Genomic DNA, 17,923 nt, shown 5'->3' with positions numbered 1-17,923 from the left:
TGAATCAGCTTAGCCACCTCAGGATTGCATGGCGAGTGCTGGTGACTGTACCTCTTAAAGCCTTCACCTAAGTTAACATTACAGCCGCTGGATTTTCATGACTCCTTAGAAGCAACTTTGTTAGAGCTGCAATTTTCTGAAGTCTTCAGCAGACGACTAAGCAGAAGCATCAATCTGAACAGTAGCCTTGTAGCCATATCCAGCCATCAGCCAGTTTAGGCGAGTTGAAACTCTCCCAGCATTTTCACTTCTGGCTCTAAACGCAATGACCAATGCTGTTCTACTTGTTGCTGCACATAGCGAATCAGCTGAAAAATGTCGTAGGCAGTCGCGCCACCACAGTTGAGAATGAAGTTGGCATGGCGCTGAGCAACTTGCGCTCCCCCAATCCGATGTCCCTTCAACCCTGCTTGTTCAATTAGCCAACCAGCAGTTTGGGGTCCAGGATTGCGAAATACACTTCCACAACTAGGCAGGTGATAAGGCTGACTAGTCTGGCGCTGCTTTAAGTGAGTGGTTGTAGCTGCCATTACCTGAGCGGGATCAGCTCCTGGTTTTAATTGCAGCGTTGCTTGGGTGACTAAGCGGCGATCGCCTTGCAGCGCTGAGGTGCGGTAGTTGAAACCCAAATCGCCAGGTAAAAGGATTTCTGTCGTGCCATTGGGTAAAAGCACATGAGCATTGACTAAAACATCAGCCGTGCAATCTCCGTGTGCTCCTGCGTTCATCACCACTGCACCGCCTAGAGTGCCTGGAATTCCCACCGCCCATTCCAGACCTTCCCAACCCCGCTCTGCAGCTTGCCAAGCTAGACGGACTAGTGGTTCTCCGGCCCCAGCCGTGATTTGACCTGTTTCGGCATCAAAGTGAGCGTGGCGAAAATGCCTGGTGCAAATGACCAAACCGGGTAAACCGCGATCGCTGACCAACAAGTTGGACCCTGCTCCCAGCAAGGTAACAGGCAACCCCTCTTGGTTAGCCCAATCGATGCTGGCTTGCATTTCCTCTGCTCGCCTCGGGGAAACAAACCATTCTGCGGGTCCTCCCACTCGAAAAGAAGTGAAGGGTGCTAAGGAGACTTGAGGTTTAATCAGACACTCGGTAGCGGGCAAGCGAATCGGTGAGTATTTCAAGGGATCAGGCTTGGGGGGAGCAGCCTCAGTTTTGGGTGGGATGTTTGGTGTGATAAAGGTGGAAGGCTTCAGAATGCTAGGCGGATCTTGGGAAAGAGTCATGATGGTCCAACTGCTCCATGCCTACGGGCCTAAGATGAAAGACTGGTTTCCGCTTCTCCAGGTTGTGGCCAACCCTGGTACAGCAATCTTTCATTCATCGTGAAACTGCTATGCGGTGATGGTTCATAGTGAACATCAGAAAGAGGTTTGGTCGCACCTTTCTTGAGATATGCTTTTTGCGGCACGCTCCTGAAAGGCCATTAATTCCGGGATAATTTGGTTTAAGTTACCAGCCCCCAGAAATAAAGCTAAGTCTCTTGGTTGCAGCGTTTGTTCCAAAAAGCTTTGGACTGCTGCCAACGAAGGTTGAAAAACCACGTGAGCATGGTGGGCCGCGATCGCATCTACGACCTGTTGGCCCGTCAGATTATCTGGTTGGGCTTCTCCGGCAGCGTAGATGTCTGTCACTACAACTACATCCGCATCCTGAAAAGATTCAGCAAACTCTGCCAAAAAAGTTTGAGTGCGGCTGTAACGGTGCGGTTGAAATACAGCAACGACTCGCCTCTGATGGGCAGTGGGCAATTCGGTCGCCTGTAAATGAGCGGCTGCTAGAGTGGCTCGAATTTCGCTCGGATGATGGGCGTAGTCATCGACAAATAAAACCTCGTTGTATTCACCGCGATATTCAAAGCGACGACGTGCCCCTTCAAAAGTCGCGATCGCTGGAGCTATCTGGGCAAAGTCTAGGTTTAGAAGTCGGCCCACAGCAACCGCTGCCAACGCATTACTCAGGTTGTGCTGGCCCAACAGTTTGAGGCTGAGTTCTCCCAGTAATTCACCCCGTTCCCAGACTTGAGCCTTGGTCCCATTTGCCTGATAGGTGACGCAGTCTACCGTGTAGTCAGCACCCGATTCTCGATGCAAGCTGTAGGTAATGGCTGGTTGGAGCGCATCTCGAACGGTGGCACAATCGATGCAACCGATTAAAGTTTTGCAGTGGCTAGCAAAGGTTTTGAATGTTGAAATCACCTCGTCTAACGTGCTGTAGTGATCCGGGTGATCCAGTTCAATATTAGTGACAATGCCAATCTGAGACGAGAATTTCACGAGAGAGCCATCCGACTCATCCGCCTCAGCGACTAAGTAGGGTCCTTCTCCTAAACGGGCATTACCCTCCCAAGCTTTCACCTCTCCTCCCACTACAATCGTGGGGTCCAAGCCTGTTTCCAGCAACAAATGACCAATCATACTGCTGGTCGTGGTTTTACCATGAGTTCCAGCAACGGAAATACTTTGGTAATCCTGGATTAAGGCCGCTAGGAGATCAGAGCGATGAAAAATTGGACAACCTAACTCTAGAGCAGCACGGTACTCTGCATTCGCTGGGTTAATTGCTGTAGAACAAATTACCTGAGGCAACAGGGCAGTATCGGCATTACTAGATACTTTGCTAGTGGTGGACAGGGTTTCTTTCGCTCCCCCCCCATTTTTCCCATTCGCTGCGATCGCTACAGCTGCTGCTGGCAATGCGTCACTTTTAGATGATTCAGCTTGTCGAAAAAACTCTAAATTCGTGGCATCTTGGCTCCAGAAAATGTGCGCTCCTAAATCTTGTAAGCGCTGAGTAATGTGATTTAACCGAATATCCGAGCCAGAAACAGGTAGCCTACGCTTTGCCAGAACGTAAGCGAGGGCCGACATTCCAATTCCACCGATTCCAATGAAATGAAATGGCCTCCCGCTGAAATCAACAGAATTCAGCATTTTAGCTCCTTACACACCACACCACACCAATAACACGCGATATCATATCAAGAATTGCTTTTTAGCGATACAGTCCGCCAAGCATTTACTTCTTTAGAGAAAGAACGTCTTTTCGAAACTTTATCACTCTAAATTAGTTGTTCCGATTGCTCCCATTTAAGGGATTTTTTTGTCCTGGGACTGTTTTTATCTTTACTCGCCTAGGGCGTTATAGATCCGGAAATCTCCTGAAAAAACATCGTGAGAATCAACTTTCCAGGTTGATAGCGAGTTGATCTCGATCAAGATGATTCGCCATAAGAATTCTTCAGTAATTTCTAGGAATTCCACAATTTTTCATCAAATCTTCTGCATCCTACATCTAGCCTTTATAGTTGCAACTAGGGTTTGTACGGAGATCAGTCACTGCATTGAGCTGGCATCACAATTCCGGCAACGTAGTGTTACAGAACGGTGACTGAGTTTGAGATCCAAGCGAATTGATGCTGAGAAAAGCAGCCAGTTTAGCATGCAGAAAGTGGCAATTTTGGGTGGAACGTTTGACCCAATTCATTGGGGGCATTTGGTCATGGCTGAGGCAGCATTGCAGCAAGCCGCTCTTGACCAAGTGATTTGGGTGCCAACCCGCTTAGCACCGCACAAAGCTCAGCAACTCGGATTGAGTTTTGAGCATCGACTGCAAATGGTGCAACAAGCGATCGCCGATCACCCCACTTTTACTGTCACCCAGATTGAGGCTAATCGGGTGGGGCCTTCTTTTGCCATCACAACTCTGCAAGCTTTACAAGAACTTCATCTGCAAGTTCAGTGGTACTGGATTATTGGTTTAGATGCCTTCCGAACTTTGCCACGCTGGTATGACCACGCCAAATTAGCTGCGACCTGTGAGTGGTTAGTTGCCCCTCGCTCTCAACCTTCTAATTCCTGTAGTCCAGATTCCTGTGGTTCAGCCAATGATTTAACGACTCCAACGACTGAATTGGGTTGGACTACGGAAATGATCGCTAGCTGTGAGCAAGTTATTGCGGTCATGGCTCAGCAATCTATTGCCATCCGCTGGCAGCGTCTCCCTATGCCTGTTATGGGTATCTCTTCGAGCTTGATTCGCCAATACTGCCGAGAGCAACGCTCTATTCGCTATCTAGTGCCAGAAGCAGTTAGAGCTTACATCACTGGCTATCAGCTTTATCAGAACCATGACTAAGGGCGATCGCCGAATCAAAATTCAAAGCTTATTGCTTGGTCGGGTTTTGTTGTGCAAGACAACGGTTTTTTAGGTCATGGCTTCGCCACTTGTTTCTAGCAGTCTCAGTGATCAAGCCAATTTTGCCGCTTTTGTCCCTGAGATCTCTACAAGCACAAAATAGGTTGAGATCCTGAATCAACGTTGTCTGAAATTCAAGAAAGCTTGGCAAAGAAACGACTGGGAATGGAAATTGGTAAATTCTCAGTTAAATCCGGAAAATTTCTTGAATTCACTCATTTATTAAAATTTTTAGCGGGTGCTGGGGAACGGATTGGGAGTTCGAAATAGGCATCCTTTGCGATATGATCTGGGTCATTACTCGCTATCCGACTTTAGTAATACAGAGGGCAAGACGCAGTGATTAGAGTAGCGATCAACGGCTTTGGACGCATCGGACGTAACTTCATGCGATGCTGGATCGGCAGAGAAAATAGCCACATTGAAGTAGTCGCTATTAACGATACCTCTGACCCAAAAACCAATGCCCACCTGCTCAGATATGACACCATGTTGGGCAAATTCGACGCTGATATCAGCGCGGATGACAACTCCATCACTGTTAATGGCAAAATTGTCAAGTGTGTATCTGACCGTAACCCAGAAAACCTGCCTTGGGCAGCCTGGGATATTGATTTGGTTATTGAATCCACTGGCGTCTTTACTAGCCGTGACGGAGCTTCTAAGCACTTGAAAGCTGGTGCAAAGAAAGTATTGATTACAGCTCCTGGCAAAGGAGATGATGGCACCTTCGTCGTGGGTGTAAACGACAAAGACTACGACCCTGTCAAGCATGTCATTATCAGTAACGCGAGCTGCACCACTAACTGTTTAGCCCCTGTTGCCAAGGTTTTGCATGAGAACTTCGGCATTGTCAAAGGCACCATGACCACCACCCACAGCTACACTGGGGACCAGCGGTTGTTGGATGCTAGCCACCGGGATCTACGTCGCGCACGGGCTGCTGCAATGAACATTGTGCCAACCACCACTGGTGCGGCTAAAGCGGTAGCGCTGGTTCTACCCGAACTCAAAGGTAAACTCAACGGTATTGCTCTGCGTGTCCCTACCCCCAACGTTTCCATTGTGGACTTGGTCGTAGAAGTTGAGAAGAACACGATCGCTGAGCAAGTCAATGAAGTGATGAAGGCTGCCTCTGAGGGTGCGCTAAAAGGTATTTTGGCTTATAGCGATCTGCCTTTGGTTTCCACTGACTACCGTGGTACCGATGCTTCTTCCATCGTGGATGCTGAGCTGACGATGGTGATGGGCGGCAACATGGTGAAGGTTGTTGCTTGGTACGACAACGAGTGGGGTTACAGCCAACGTGTGGTTGACCTAGCTGAAACTGTAGGTGAAAAATGGCAAGGCTAGACAGACGCTGATGCGTTCTAGCCCAGTACTTGGCGCGATCGCTCTCACCTAAAATTAGAGTTTAGAGGTGCAGCGATTCGCCAAGCGATTGCAACTCCATCTGCTGAAGCAACTGTTATCTACATTCAAATCTGGGACGTTCGACAAGAGCGTCCTTTTTTGTAGCAACTAGTAATTAAACCTGTATGAAACTGACCACTCTCGACCACCTGCCTGAAGAACAGGTTTCTCATAACCCGGCCATTAAGAAGAAAGTAATGCTGCGGTTGAACGACCTGCCGCACTTGATCAACTTTGCTCAGGCCTACTTTGCTCCGGGGCAAGTTGCTACAGCGCATTCCCATGAGGATATGTGTGAAGTTTTTTTTGTCGAAGCTGGCTCAGGTGTGATTCAAATTGATGGGCAGGAACATCTGCTGCAACCAGGCACTTGTATTGCCGTGGAACCTGGGGAAGTGCACGAAATTGTAAACAACGGCTCTATCAACTTAGTCTTGACTTACTTCGGCTTAGGCGCCTAGAAATGTTGGAAGCCCTTTTGTAGAGCCAGTGTCTCATCAGGCTCATGCCCCGCAGCGTCAATCAGTAAAACTTCAGGCTCCTTAGTTATCGTCCCCACAATCGCGGCTCCTAGCTCTAACTGCTCAACCAAAGCTTGGGCTACTGCTTGCTCTAGACACAAAACCAATTCAAAATCTTCTCCCCCATATAACGCCCATTGCATCGCTTGTTCAGAGCTAACCCAACGAGTTAAAGCGGGCGGAATGGGAATTTGGCTCCGCTCAACCCTGGCACCCACCCTACTCATCCGACAAATTTGCACGATCGCGTCGGCAAGACCATCACTGCTATCCATGCCAGCGATTCTGGAAGGAGGAGAAAGCAAAGATGAGGGATGAGAAATGGGGGAGGAAGGAAGAAGGTAAGGCAGAATGTCGAGGCGAGGGTTGGGGCGTTGGTGAGCTTGAATGAGATAGGTGCGATCGCTCTCACTAAGCTCCTGACCTACCTCAGGATGTAGTAGCAGTTCTAGACCTGCTCTAGAAGCACCATGCCAACCTGTCGCGACGATCGCATCTCCAGGTTGTGCGGTAGAGCGGCGGATCACTTGATGCGGTGCTACTTGACCGAAAGCAGTAATAGCTAAGGTGAGGATAGGCGATCGCGTAACGTCTCCACCCACAATTGGAGTATTAAATTGCTGTAGACAAGCGGTTAAGCCTTGGTAAATTTGTTCAATCCAGACGACAGGCGTCTCTCCCGGAGCACTCAAACCCACTGTAATGCCCAGCGGTGCTGCTCCCATTGCGGCTAAATCTGAGAGATTTGCGGCGGCGGCTCGCCAACCGACATCTGTTGGAGAAGTTGTATAAACACCTGGAGATGCAAGACCAACGCTAAAATGTACCGCGTCTACTAATACATCCGTTGTAATCACCAGATCGAGTTGTGGGTGCGTCTGGAGCACAGCAGCATCATCACCGACAATTCCTTCAGGACAAAAGCGCTGCAAACGTTGCAGTAATGCTTGTTCTCCTAAATCTTGGACTTTTAACCTGGATAAATCGTTGCTCACAGGTCGTTGTCTAGCACTAGGGTCTGGTTTAGCAATTGATGTTTCACGAAGGACGCAAGTAATTAGCGTGCTGCATCACTCGGACGAAGTTTGGGAAAGCGATAGAAAGTATCACCGTCAGCATCTACTTCTGGGGTAGCGGTCAATACCTGCGCTTGGTGCTCTAGAAATTGTCGAGCCAATTCTGGATCTACTTTGGCCGCTGCCACCAGTTGAATCAGTGAAATATAGCCGTTTCCTGCTCCCAGTTGTTGGTAGAAAGCATTTCTCAGCCGTTGCTGTTGCTGCTCACGCTGCATTGAGTTGACCAGCAGGAGCACCACAAAAACACCCAGAGCGATCGCAAACACCAACTCGATGAGAACCATAAATGCAGTTCCTAAGGGCTACACAAGCAACAGGTAGAAAAGTTGTTTCACTCAACTCTTCTACCCACAGCATAACTAGTCCTCAAGCAGACTTAGGCTGGACCAGATTCTCTGCTCCCTTCATCACTTTGGCCGAGGTGATTTTGTCTCCAGCTTTCAGTTCGTCTAAAACATCCTTGCCTTCGGTCACGTAACCAAAAATTGAGTACCGACCATCCAACAAATTCAAGCCAGCGGGTGTGAGTTCTGGCTCAAACAGGAAGAAGAAGAACTGGGACGATCCGCCATTGGGATCATCACCGGGGCGAGCTAAAGCTAAAGCCCCAAAAGCTGAGAAGGGTAGTACTGGCAAATCTTTATAGCGGCCTGCATCTTCTAAGGTAATGCCGTAAGTGGGGGCATCATCTCCTTGAACCAAGACTTCGAGAGGCACCGCGCGGTACTTGCCAGTCGCGGGATCAATAAAACCTTCCGCTGGTCCGGGTGGATCTCCAATTTGCAGCACATAAGAATCTTCAGCACGGGTGAACTCTAAGCCATCGTAGAAGCCCCGTTGTACTAGATCAACAAAATTTCCAGCGGTCACAGGAGCGCTATAGCCGTCCACAACTACCGTTAGGGGGCCTTTGCTCGTTTCCACAACTACTGTGGCTCGCCCTTTTAGTTGAGGCAAGTTACTGTACTCTGCTGGCACTTCAAAGGGGAATTCCTGTACCATCGCCTCCTCTAACTCGCTCACATGATTGAGTAGTTCGGCTTGTTTCTGGCGAATTTGCTCTTTATCTTTAGACTCAGCCGCTGCTTGTAAATCAACAGCTTCTTGCTGCATTTCCGCGATCAGAGCCTCGGCTTGCTGCTGGCGGTCGGGAGGAATACTGGCGAGTAAAGCGGCTTGATTTTTCTGGAGAATGGAAGCTGCTTTATTCGCATCCCTAGAAATAGCTCCCCAACGGCGATTGGCTCGCAGTTGGGTAGTAATGTCTTCCAGGCTGGTTTGGACGTTTCTAATATCTTTGTTATTGATGGGCAAGGCATAGCGCAATAACGCCTTACCATCTGTAATTGCGTTCCCAGCAGGCAATCGGCTCACGCGATCGGCGGCCCATGCTGCTGGACTAAAGCTGACAGCAAGCGTCATCAGCAGGAACGCTAAGAGGCCTAGCTTTAGCCAGCTCTGGTGTGAAGTGAGCCGCGAACGATTTAAATGAAGCATAAACTCATCCCCGTGTGCCTTGTACTGGTTCCGGTGCGATTAATCTAGTCATGGAAATTCCATTTTTAATCTTGCCACAGTGTTTCGCCTAGAAGCTCCAGAGAGATTCAGAGGTAGATCACAATCTGGAGCGCTGCCAAGCTGGTATTGATTTTTGATTCTGATTTTTGAATAGATCAACAGTTTGCACAACTTCTGGAAGGGGGGTACTGGGAAGTACCCGCTCAGCGGTACAATAGGATGCCAATTGTTCTGCCCAGACACAAGATTCATGATCTCCAGTAATGACTTTCGACCCGGCGTCACTATTGAATTGGATGGCAACGTGTGGCGAGTTGTGGAATTTCTCCACGTTAAACCCGGTAAAGGATCTGCCTTCGTTCGCACCAAACTAAAGAACGCCCAAAATGGCAACGTTGTAGAAAGAACCTTCCGGGCTGGAGAGGTTGTGCCTCAGGCCAATTTGGAAAAGAGCACGATGCAACATACCTATAAAGACGGCGAAGACTTTGTCTTTATGGACATGGAGACTTACGAAGAAGGACGCTTAAGCGCTTCTCAGATTGGCGATCGCGTGAAGTACCTCAAAGAAGGGATGGAAGTCAACGTCGTTCGTTGGGGTGCCCAAGTTCTGGAAGTTGAACTGCCTAACTCAGTGGTTTTAGAAGTTACTCAAACCGATCCAGGTCTCAAGGGTGATACCGCTACAGGTGGCACTAAGCCTGCGATCGTAGAAACAGGTGCTCAAGTCATGGTGCCTCTCTTTATTACGATTGGAGAGCGCATTAAGGTTGATACTCGCAGCGATACCTACCTAGGTCGGGAAAAAGACTAGAGCTGGGATCAGTACTTTGTTGGCACTGTGCTAAATTGCACTGTTGACAATGTGTAATTAAGTAAAGACGAGCTGATTGAAGACAGCTCATTGGATTGGGGTCATAAACACTGTGCAATTGAATTTTGAAGAACTCCGCAACCTACTAGTCACTCTGGGCCAGACTGATATTGGCGAGTTGACCATCAAAAGTGCTGACTTTGAGCTTACGGTGCGCAAGGGTGTGCAAGTCAGTAGTCAAACAACAGCGATCGAGTCCACGGCTGCTGGTAGTGGTGGTGTTCCTAGTGTTGAGTTGGCCCCACCCATTGTAATAAACCCTACACCATCCTCAGTGGCTCCTGAGTCTCGTCCCAGCATGGGAGCCACTACTCCTGCGGCAAGTCCTACGGTTGCCTCGGTAGATAAAAGCAAGTGGTTGGATGTCACTTCACCGATGGTTGGCACATTCTACAGAGCCCCAGCACCCGATGAGCCGCCTTTTGTGGATGTTGGCGATCGCATTCGGAATGGCCAGACTGTCTGCATTATTGAGGCCATGAAGCTGATGAATGAGTTAGAGGCTGAGGTGAGCGGAGAGGTGATGGAAGTCTTGGTTCAGAATGGCGAACCAGTCGAGTACGGCCAAGTATTAATGCGAGTTAATCCTGGCTAAGAGACTCAATAGTTCGTAGAAGTTAGATGTTTTCGACCTAATTTTCTCCACGCTCTAATTTTTTATGAACTTCATTTCTAAAGCATAGGGATGTGGCTTAAGGATTTTTAGCTGACAATTTGAACAACTTACAGGTGCAAACGAGCACCTTTTTTTATCTAATAAAGCTAAATTATTCCCATACATGCTTAGGAATTTTCTGATTTTAATCAATAGGGCATGTCGCAGATAGCGTATTGATAGGGGTTTCGCACTCCATACCTCTATTTGCATAAATGCAATACAGATGCAGTTTGCTAATCTCTAACTTCAGAAGTCTTGCTTAGGAGCGATGAAAGTTTTTCTATTTCAGCCGATAAGCAAACTAGAAGAATTTAATTGTTCTTTAAATGACTTATCATCAATATCAATCTTTTTTAGATGCCATTAATCATTGCGCTTTAGAATGCCAAGCTTCTGCTGAAACTCAGTCAACTGACTTAATAGAGTACGCTAGCCTTTGTCGAGACTGTGCCGATCTTTGTTGGATCTGTGCCGCCACTTTGATGAATCGGGGACCGCGCTTTGTGGCTTTAATTGCTCAAGCCTGTGCTGATTTGGCGGATGTCTGCGCTAGAGAATGCGAAAAATACCTAGACGATCGCCTGCAAAAATGTGCAATCGCCTGTGAACAAGTGGTTTTTGAATATCGGCAAATTGCTGGCTTCTTATTTCTACAAGAAAAAAGTAAGGTGTCACCTAGTCGCCAAAATTCTAGTCGCTGCTTTGCTGCCGCTCTAGGAAATTAGTGATTTCATCTAGCATGAGAGTAGCTGCGCCTTGCTTCAGGCAAAACAGCGACAAGACGGGCCAAGACTAGGTGAAACAAGGTGAGCAAATACCCAGAATCACGGCGACGTAGCCGCACATGGCAGAATAAGTTTCTAGCCAGCCGCCAAGTCCTCCTCTCTGTTGGGATAGTTGGGGCATTAGTGGCAGTAGGTTGCACGCAACAATCATCAGATACAGGTTCTAAGCAGATAGAGACCAAGCCCATGAGTCAGCAAAAGGCTCAGGCATCTACTGGAGATGAATTCTTTAAGATAGAAACCCCTGGCTCACCTTTGCCACCCCTATCCGCCGCTACTAAATTGCCTGGTACTGCCTTACCAAAGTTAGGCCAAGATCACGTTCCTGAAACTAAGAAAGTTAAGTACAACTCTAACCCTCCCACTTCTGGTCCCCACTATGCCATTTGGGCGCAGTGGGGCATCCATACTAAAGCGCCATTGGACGAAAGGTTGGTTCACAATTTAGAGCATGGTGGCGTCATTATTAGCTACAAACCCGACCAGATCCAAGGCCAAGTGCTAAAGCAAATCAAAGCTCAGGTCCGAGACCTCAGCAAAAACAATCCCCGAATTATTTTGACCCCTCGCCCAAATCTGGATACAGCGATCGCGCTGACTGCCTGGGGCTATTTGCAGAAGCTCGATCGCTACGACCCATTAGCCGTCACAGCTTTTTATAATGCCCATATCGCCCGGGGGCCAGAGTGTCAGAACGGCTTATGTCCCAACTAACAGTCTGATTGAAGCGGAGCCGAAGAGCGCTATCCCATGCAAGACTTACTGCATTCCAGGAGGCACCCAGTTACTAGAACCCTCCAAGTGGCCCCAATAAGCCATATAACCTGTAAACGCCCAAATTGCCGCGGCGATCGCCAGTACTCCGACCCCCGCTAAGCGAAACGCTCGGTTGGCCCGCCAATACAGCGCAGGGGCAGCACACACCCCACCCAAGCCAGTCAAGATAAAGCCTAGACCAGAAATTAATGGGCGACGAGTCATTTCTAAGTCGATGATCCGGACACCAATCACGATCGCGGTTACACCAGCAAAGAAGGCGTAAATCGCGACAGTCAGCAGATCCCAGCCTAGGGCTAAGGCCAGAGACGCACCCACAAACAAAATGCCGAATAAAACCGTCGTCTCACCAAAGGCAATGTTGTAGCTGCCTCGAATCGGCCAATGCCAAATCATATGGAATCCGGTAGAAAGGGCGATCGCTCCCACCATACCGAAACCAGGAACCCAACGTTTCGGGTTAGGATGCTCAAAACCTTCATAAACAAAGCTAGCCAATAAAACTAGCCCTGCCGTCAGGTTAATCAGCATCAATGTGATGTAGTTAATCAAGATGCAGTTCCTCCTGTAGGGATGGGTTGATTGTAGAGAATCTCAATGCAGCGGCCAAGTATTGTTAACGGGTTCAAGGCCAGCGGGCTATTCGCCCCAAGTCTGCAACTGCAAATAAACCAGTACTGACGTAGCACCTAGCAGCACGGTGGCAGCAGCGGCGGCATAGCCAAAATCAAATTGAGCAAACGCTTGCTCATAGATGTAGTAGACCAACAAGTTGGTGGAGTTGAGTGGTCCTCCTTCAGTGATCACATACACCTGCTCAAAGCTCCGCAGCGTGAAAATCACTGTCGTAATCGCCGCAAAAATTAAGGTGGGTCTCAATCCTGGTAGCGTAATGTGCCAAAACTGCTGCCAAGCATCAGCTCCATCCAGTTCCGCCGCTTCGTAGCGATTGACTGGAATGGTTTGTAACCCCGCCAAAAACACCACCATATTGAAGCCGAGTTGCTTCCAGATACTCAGCAGAATCAGCACAGGCATCGCCCAAGTCGTGCTACCCAGCCAAGCAATCGGTTCTAACCCGATCGCGCCGAGTAAAGTGTTGATCGGTCCTTCGGTTTGAAACAGCCACCGGAAACCTAACCCCACCGCTACCAGCGAAGTAATAGACGGAATAAAATAGGCAGCTCGGAGCAATCCTTGTAAAGCAAAGGTTCGGTTTAGTAGTACCGCCAACCCCAAAGCCAGAACTAAACTCGGAATCACCGTCGCCACTGTGAAATAAAGCGTATTTCCCAACACCTGCCAAAAATCGGGATTGAGCAACAAGCGCCAGTAGTTGCTGAAGCCAATCCAATGAGTACCAGTGCGAGTAAAGCTCCCCGCCGTGAAGCTGAGGTAGACCAAATAAGCGATCGGCCCCAAGACAAAAATGCTCAGGAGTAATAGAGCAGGCGCTAAGAATAACCAAGCCGCGATCGCGCCTTCTTCATTTTTATCTACCCAGGTTTGGGAATCTGCCTGAGGCGCAGTTGGGCTGTCCTGATGAGACACTTGGCGACGAGACGACCACAAAGACATAGCAAGTTTCTACTGACAAGCGTGGGATGCAAGAACCCTGCTGTTACAATTCTGAGACTAGCGCTTAGTCAGCGACTACGCTAGCGCAATTTTCGAGCGATCTTTTCCTGATTTCATGACTTCTCACTCTGCGGTGCCTACTTCCAGCCCGGATTCTATCCCTAGTCTCGTTTCACCGATTTTGGTTGCTTCTACATTCGCCACACCTGCGGCAACTCCTTTAAGGTTAGGCGTGATGGCTTCTGGTTCGGGCAGCAACTTTGAGGCGATCGCTCAAGCTATTGCTGATGGCCAGCTGCATGCCAAAATCCCAGTTTTGATCTGCAACAATCGCAATGCAAAAGCTTTGGAACGCGCAGAGCGCTGGGGCATTCCTTCTGTTTTATTAGATCACCGCACTTTTGCGTCGCGTGAAGATCTCGATCGCCAAATTGCAGAGACCCTGAAGCAGCACGGGGTGGAATGGGTGATCATGGCAGGTTGGATGCGGCGGGTGACGCAGGTGCTGATTGATGCATTTCCCGACCAAATGCTAAATATTCATCCCAGCTTATTGCCCAGTTTTCCCGGCATTCGCGCGGTAGAGCAAGCGTTGCAGTCGGGGGTAAAGATTTCAGGCTGTACCGTGCACTATGTACATCTAGAAGTGGATAGCGGTCCGATTGTGATGCAGGCAGCAGTGCCAATTTTGGCGGAAGATACTCCAGCGACGCTGCAAGCTCGGATTCAAGTGCAAGAACATCGGATTTTTCCTCCCGCGATCGCTCTAGCAGCAGCACAGAAAGCAGGTGTAGACCCCACCACATTTTTCTCGCCTCTAGCGAATCACAAGGTTTCGTGACGACATAGTTTGGTTAGTAAAAAAGTCTTGAACTAGCAGCAAATTCTGATCCCCTGGTTCGCCTTCCGTAAGAAATACGTCCTTAGAAATCCTCGCTGCATAACTTTATCCGCCTATAGAGTTCATTTCAGACTTCGGAGAGATGCTTTGTACCCTCTGAGTCGGAGATTCTGAGCGTGAGGGTTATTAGTTTTGCAGAAATATAGCGCTGGGATGCAGGCAAGCTCAGATTTGCGTGGATCTTAGCCTTAACGAGGGAAAATCATGTTTCACAATATAGGAATTGCACGGGAATTATTCCAGGGGCAATTCTGGATTGCGCAAGTGCCAGTGGATGGATCAGTCACCACTCCTGAAGAAGCCGCACTTGTCTTTTCAGGTCCCCAATTTTTTGTAGCTTTGATCGCAGGGCTAGTCTTAGCCTTTGCCATTCAATTAGTTTTAACCAACCTTTCTGTAGCCGCAGGAATTTCTTATTTAGGCCACCAATCTGACGACAATCAATCCAGCCACTCTAGCCATTCCAGCCACAAAGATTCAGGCAGTTTGGGCGGCACGATCCGCAAAATCGGTACTGCTGTGGGCCTATGGACTCTGATCACGGTCACCATTACCTTATTCATTGCTTGCTTACTCGCCGTTAAGCTGAGCTTGATTGAAAATGCTGTTTTAGGCGCAATTGTTGGTCTGGTCATTTGGGCTGCTTACTTCACGCTGCTAGTGTGGGTGAGCTCCTCAACGGTCGGTTCCTTAATTGGTTCGGTGGTTAACACGGCCACCTCAGGGTTCCAAGCGGTGCTGGGCACTGCAACTGCCGCGATCGCGGGTAAATCTGCGAGTGACCAAGTGGTAGCAACCGCAGAAGCCGCAGCCGCAGCCGTGCGCCGGGAACTTACCGTCGGTATGGACCCAGTCAGCATTCGCGAAACCATTGAAGACTATCTCGATCGCTTGAAGCCGTCTGAATTGGATATTTCGCGGATTCGGGGCGAGTTTGAAAACTTAGTGAACACCCCAGAGCTAAAGTCTTTGGCTCAGAGTGCTGGTGGTGTGGGGGAATCTCTACGCGATCGCCTCAGTCACATCGACCGCCAAACCTTTGTCAACTTAGTTAGCAGCCGCACCGATCTTTCCAAGCGCGATATCAACCGCATCGTGGATCAGTTAGAAGGCGTATGGCAGCAAGTGCTGAGCCAGCAAGGTCAGCAAGATCTGATGGGCCAATTGCGAGATTATCTCTCTTCGGCTCAGCCAGAAAACCTACGTTCCAACGAGTTCAGCAACAAACTTGATCAACTGATTGCGGAGATCCGCCGTTCTAATCAAGGTGGCAGCCAACAGCAGCAACCTCCTGGCTTGATTGGGCGAGCTGCTCAGTTTGGTATGACTGCCCTCTCTGGCACTGTCCTGAGCCGCACTGACCTTTCTGACCTTGATGTTGAGAAGGTGATGGGTCAGTTACAAGGCTTCAAAGATAAGCTGGGCGAGCAAGCTAATAAAGTAGGTAGCCAAGTCGCTGAAAAAGCGCCTGCCCTCCCTTTCAACCCTATCCGAGCGGATATCGAAAACTACATCCTCAATTCCTATGCTTGGCATTTGAATCGAGAAACAATTAAGTACGAATTCCGCAACGTTATCTACGATCCGCAAGCCGATCCTGGTGTGGTGAAGCGGCAACTAGAACAGTTGAACCGCAGCTACTTTGTGGATCTGTTGACTCAGCGGGGCGATCTCTCTCCTGCTCGAGTGGGAGATATTGCCGACGAACTGGAAAGCATTCGCCAAGAAGTTCTCACCACTGCCACGATTGCTGCGGATCAAGAGGAATCGCAGGATCTTCGCAGTCGAGTCGAGAATTATCTGAGCTCTACTGGCAAAGCTGAACTCAGCCCCGAAGGCATTGAGCGAGACTTCCAAACTCTGCTAGAAGATCCTGAAGCGGGTTATGAAGAATTGCGCGATCGCCTGAACCACTTTGACCACGATACCTTGGTCCAGTTGCTGGCTCAGCGCCAAGACCTGAGTCAGGAAGAAGCTGATCACATTGTTAGCCAACTCGAAAGCACTCGCGATCGCGTTTTGGGCAACGCTCAGTCTGTGCAAGACCAAGCGGAATCAAAAGCGACTGAGTTGCGGCAACGTCTGGAGTCATACCTGCAAAACACAGGTCGCTCCGAACTCAACCCTGAAGGCATCAAGCGCGATCTGCAAACTTTACTGGATGATCCCCAAGCTGGCTTCAGAGCCTTACGTTGGCGTTTCTCCGCCGTTGATCGCGATACCTTTGTCAAACTGTTGGCTCAACGTCCCGACATTAGTGAGGAAGAAGCCAATCGTATCTTTGATCAAGTCGAAAGCAACTGGAACAACATTACCCATGCGCCCCAGATTGTTGTAGGCAAGACCAAAGAGCAATACGACAAAACCACCACTGCGATCGCCGACTACCTGCGGAACACTAACCTGCAAGAACTCGATCCAGTAGGCATCCAGCGCGATCTGCAAACTCTGTTGCACGATCCCAAAGAAGGTACTCTGGCGCTGAGAAGACGCTTGTCTCAAGTCGATCGCGAAACGTTGGTGCGATTGCTGAGCCAACGCCCAGACATCAGCGAAGAGCAAGCCAATCGCCTGGTAGATCAAACCCAAGAAGCGATCCGCAGCATTGTCAGAGCGCCGCGTCGTTTGGCTGCTCGGACTCAAGAGCGTGTGCGTGACTTCCAAGCCACCCTGGAAAACTACCTGCGTAATACCGACAAAGAAGAACTCAATCCAGAAGGGATTAAGCGTGACTTACAATTGCTGCTCAGCGACCCCCGCGCTGGGTTGGGTAGCCTAGGCGATCGCCTCTCCCATGTAGATCGCTCGACCATCGTGGCTCTGTTGTCTCAGCGCTCTGACATGACTGAGGCAGAAGCCAGCCGCATCGTTGATCAAGTCCTCTCCGTTCGGGAGCAAGTGCAAGCGCAAATCCAGAACATCCAGAACCAGATTCAATCGGTGATCGACGGCATCTTTGGTCGCATCCGCAACTACTTGAATGCCTTGGACCGTCCAGAACTGAACTACGAAGGCATCAAGCGCGATCTACGCACCGTGTTCGATGATCCACAAGCTGGATTTGATGCGCTGCGGTCACGTCTCGGTCAGTTCGATCGCGGTACTTTGGTGGCGCTGCTCAGTTCCCGCGAAGACATCTCGGAAGCAGATGCCAATCGCATCATCGACCAAATTGAAGGGGCCAGAAACAGTGTCCTCCAGCGGGCTGAACGCATCCAACACGAAGCTCAACGCCGCCTGGATGACCTGAAGCGACAAGCGCAGCATCAAGCTGAAGAAACCCGTAAAGCCGCTGCTACTGCTGCCTGGTGGTTATTCGGTACCGCTGCTGTCTCCGCATTGGCTTCTGCTGCTGCTGGGGCGATCGCTGTCGGTTAATTGATTTCTCTGATTTAAATTTCACTCCAGACTACACCTCTCCCCATAAAGGAGAGGTTTTTTCATGCTTGTCTTGCTTCCTAATCTTTATTCTTACAACTATTGTTTTTCATACAATCTTCACGAAATCGCCCATTCGCAGGGTGCAAGCTTAGAGAATCATTCAGGAATATAGGGAAGTGGAAGTGAAGCTAAGTTTTTGTCCGCCATTCCCTCGGTTCTCGTTTAATCAAAT

General features: G+C 49.3%; 16 protein-coding genes. 9 read left to right on the top strand and 7 right to left on the bottom strand.

From position 1 onward, the window contains the following. Positions 1–215: 215 nt before the first annotated feature. Together murB and murC are read right to left on the bottom strand one after the other, a co-directional pair. Positions 216–1,235 carry a UDP-N-acetylmuramate dehydrogenase gene (gene murB, locus H6F72_RS03270; RefSeq protein ID WP_190431743.1) on the bottom strand — a complete coding sequence of 340 codons (1,020 nt, stop codon included), beginning with the start codon at positions 1,233–1,235 and terminating at the stop codon, positions 216–218. Positions 1,236–1,370: 135 nt separating this feature from the next. Beyond that, positions 1,371–2,942: a UDP-N-acetylmuramate--L-alanine ligase gene (gene murC, locus H6F72_RS03265; protein WP_190431742.1), complete on the bottom strand. Its 1,572-nt coding sequence runs from the start codon at positions 2,940–2,942 to the stop codon at positions 1,371–1,373. A gap of 508 nt (positions 2,943–3,450) precedes the next feature. On the opposite strand from murC, the gene nadD reads away from it, so the two are divergent. The 3 genes from nadD to H6F72_RS03250 all read left to right on the top strand — a co-directional run bounded on the left by nadD (position 3,451) and on the right by H6F72_RS03250 (position 6,080). Continuing rightward, positions 3,451–4,146, top strand: coding sequence for a nicotinate (nicotinamide) nucleotide adenylyltransferase (gene nadD / locus H6F72_RS03260; protein ID WP_190431741.1), 696 nt, complete (start codon positions 3,451–3,453; stop codon positions 4,144–4,146). Positions 4,147–4,545: 399 nt separating this feature from the next. After that, complete coding sequence (locus H6F72_RS03255) at positions 4,546–5,559, top strand: type I glyceraldehyde-3-phosphate dehydrogenase (protein WP_190431740.1); 1,014 nt, start codon at positions 4,546–4,548, stop codon at positions 5,557–5,559. Between the two features lie 185 nt (positions 5,560–5,744). Further along, a complete protein-coding gene (locus tag H6F72_RS03250) occupies positions 5,745–6,080 on the top strand; it encodes a cupin domain-containing protein (protein ID WP_190431739.1) in 336 nt (111 codons plus the stop codon). Here H6F72_RS03250 and thiL read toward each other — a convergent pair. The 3 genes from thiL to H6F72_RS03235 form a co-directional block, all read right to left on the bottom strand. Then, positions 6,077–7,135, bottom strand: a complete 1,059-nt coding sequence (gene thiL / locus H6F72_RS03245) for a thiamine-phosphate kinase (RefSeq protein ID WP_190431738.1) — start codon at positions 7,133–7,135, stop codon at positions 6,077–6,079. The two genes, H6F72_RS03250 and thiL, sit on opposite strands and share 4 nt — an antisense overlap. Positions 7,136–7,197: 62 nt before the next feature. Next, positions 7,198–7,503 (bottom strand): hypothetical protein, encoded by a 306-nt coding sequence (locus H6F72_RS03240; RefSeq protein ID WP_190431737.1) that lies wholly within the window; start codon positions 7,501–7,503, stop codon positions 7,198–7,200. Between the two features lie 82 nt (positions 7,504–7,585). Next, positions 7,586–8,716 (bottom strand): peptidylprolyl isomerase, encoded by a 1,131-nt coding sequence (locus H6F72_RS03235; protein ID WP_190431736.1) that lies wholly within the window; start codon positions 8,714–8,716, stop codon positions 7,586–7,588. Between the two features lie 271 nt (positions 8,717–8,987). On the opposite strand from H6F72_RS03235, the gene efp reads away from it, so the two are divergent. The 4 genes from efp (at position 8,988) to H6F72_RS03215 (ending at position 11,768) form a co-directional block, all read left to right on the top strand. Next, entirely contained in the window at positions 8,988–9,551 is a 564-nt protein-coding gene (gene efp / locus H6F72_RS03230) for an elongation factor P (protein WP_190431734.1), read from the top strand. A 112-nt stretch (positions 9,552–9,663) separates the two neighbouring features. Further along, a complete protein-coding gene (gene accB / locus H6F72_RS03225; protein ID WP_190431733.1) occupies positions 9,664–10,206 on the top strand; it encodes an acetyl-CoA carboxylase biotin carboxyl carrier protein in 543 nt (180 codons plus the stop codon). Positions 10,207–10,595: 389 nt separating this feature from the next. Beyond that, positions 10,596–10,994 carry a four-helix bundle copper-binding protein gene (locus H6F72_RS03220; protein ID WP_190431732.1) on the top strand — a complete coding sequence of 133 codons (399 nt, stop codon included), beginning with the start codon at positions 10,596–10,598 and terminating at the stop codon, positions 10,992–10,994. An 81-nt stretch (positions 10,995–11,075) separates the two neighbouring features. Beyond that, the gene (locus H6F72_RS03215) at positions 11,076–11,768 is read left to right on the top strand and encodes a DUF3105 domain-containing protein (RefSeq protein WP_348252012.1); all 693 of its coding nucleotides are present in this window, start codon (positions 11,076–11,078) and stop codon (positions 11,766–11,768) included. Between the two features lie 45 nt (positions 11,769–11,813). On the opposite strand, the gene H6F72_RS03210 is transcribed toward H6F72_RS03215, so the two are convergent. Next, positions 11,814–12,383 carry a DUF981 family protein gene (locus H6F72_RS03210; RefSeq protein ID WP_199298825.1) on the bottom strand — a complete coding sequence of 190 codons (570 nt, stop codon included), beginning with the start codon at positions 12,381–12,383 and terminating at the stop codon, positions 11,814–11,816. A gap of 87 nt (positions 12,384–12,470) precedes the next feature. Continuing rightward, positions 12,471–13,409, bottom strand: coding sequence for a carbohydrate ABC transporter permease (locus H6F72_RS03205; protein WP_190431731.1), 939 nt, complete (start codon positions 13,407–13,409; stop codon positions 12,471–12,473). 115 nt (positions 13,410–13,524) lie between these two features. Between H6F72_RS03205 and purN the strand changes: the two genes are divergently transcribed. Continuing rightward, positions 13,525–14,250 carry a phosphoribosylglycinamide formyltransferase gene (gene purN, locus H6F72_RS03200; RefSeq protein ID WP_190431730.1) on the top strand — a complete coding sequence of 242 codons (726 nt, stop codon included), beginning with the start codon at positions 13,525–13,527 and terminating at the stop codon, positions 14,248–14,250. Between the two features lie 264 nt (positions 14,251–14,514). Then, complete coding sequence (locus tag H6F72_RS03195; protein WP_190431729.1) at positions 14,515–17,688, top strand: MFS transporter; 3,174 nt, start codon at positions 14,515–14,517, stop codon at positions 17,686–17,688. The last annotated feature ends 235 nt before the right edge of the window (positions 17,689–17,923 follow it).

Source organism: Trichocoleus sp. FACHB-46 (assembly GCF_014695385.1).
Classification (GTDB): domain Bacteria; phylum Cyanobacteriota; class Cyanobacteriia; order FACHB-46; family FACHB-46; genus Trichocoleus.
This window is presented reverse-complemented; position numbering and strand designations above follow the sequence as displayed.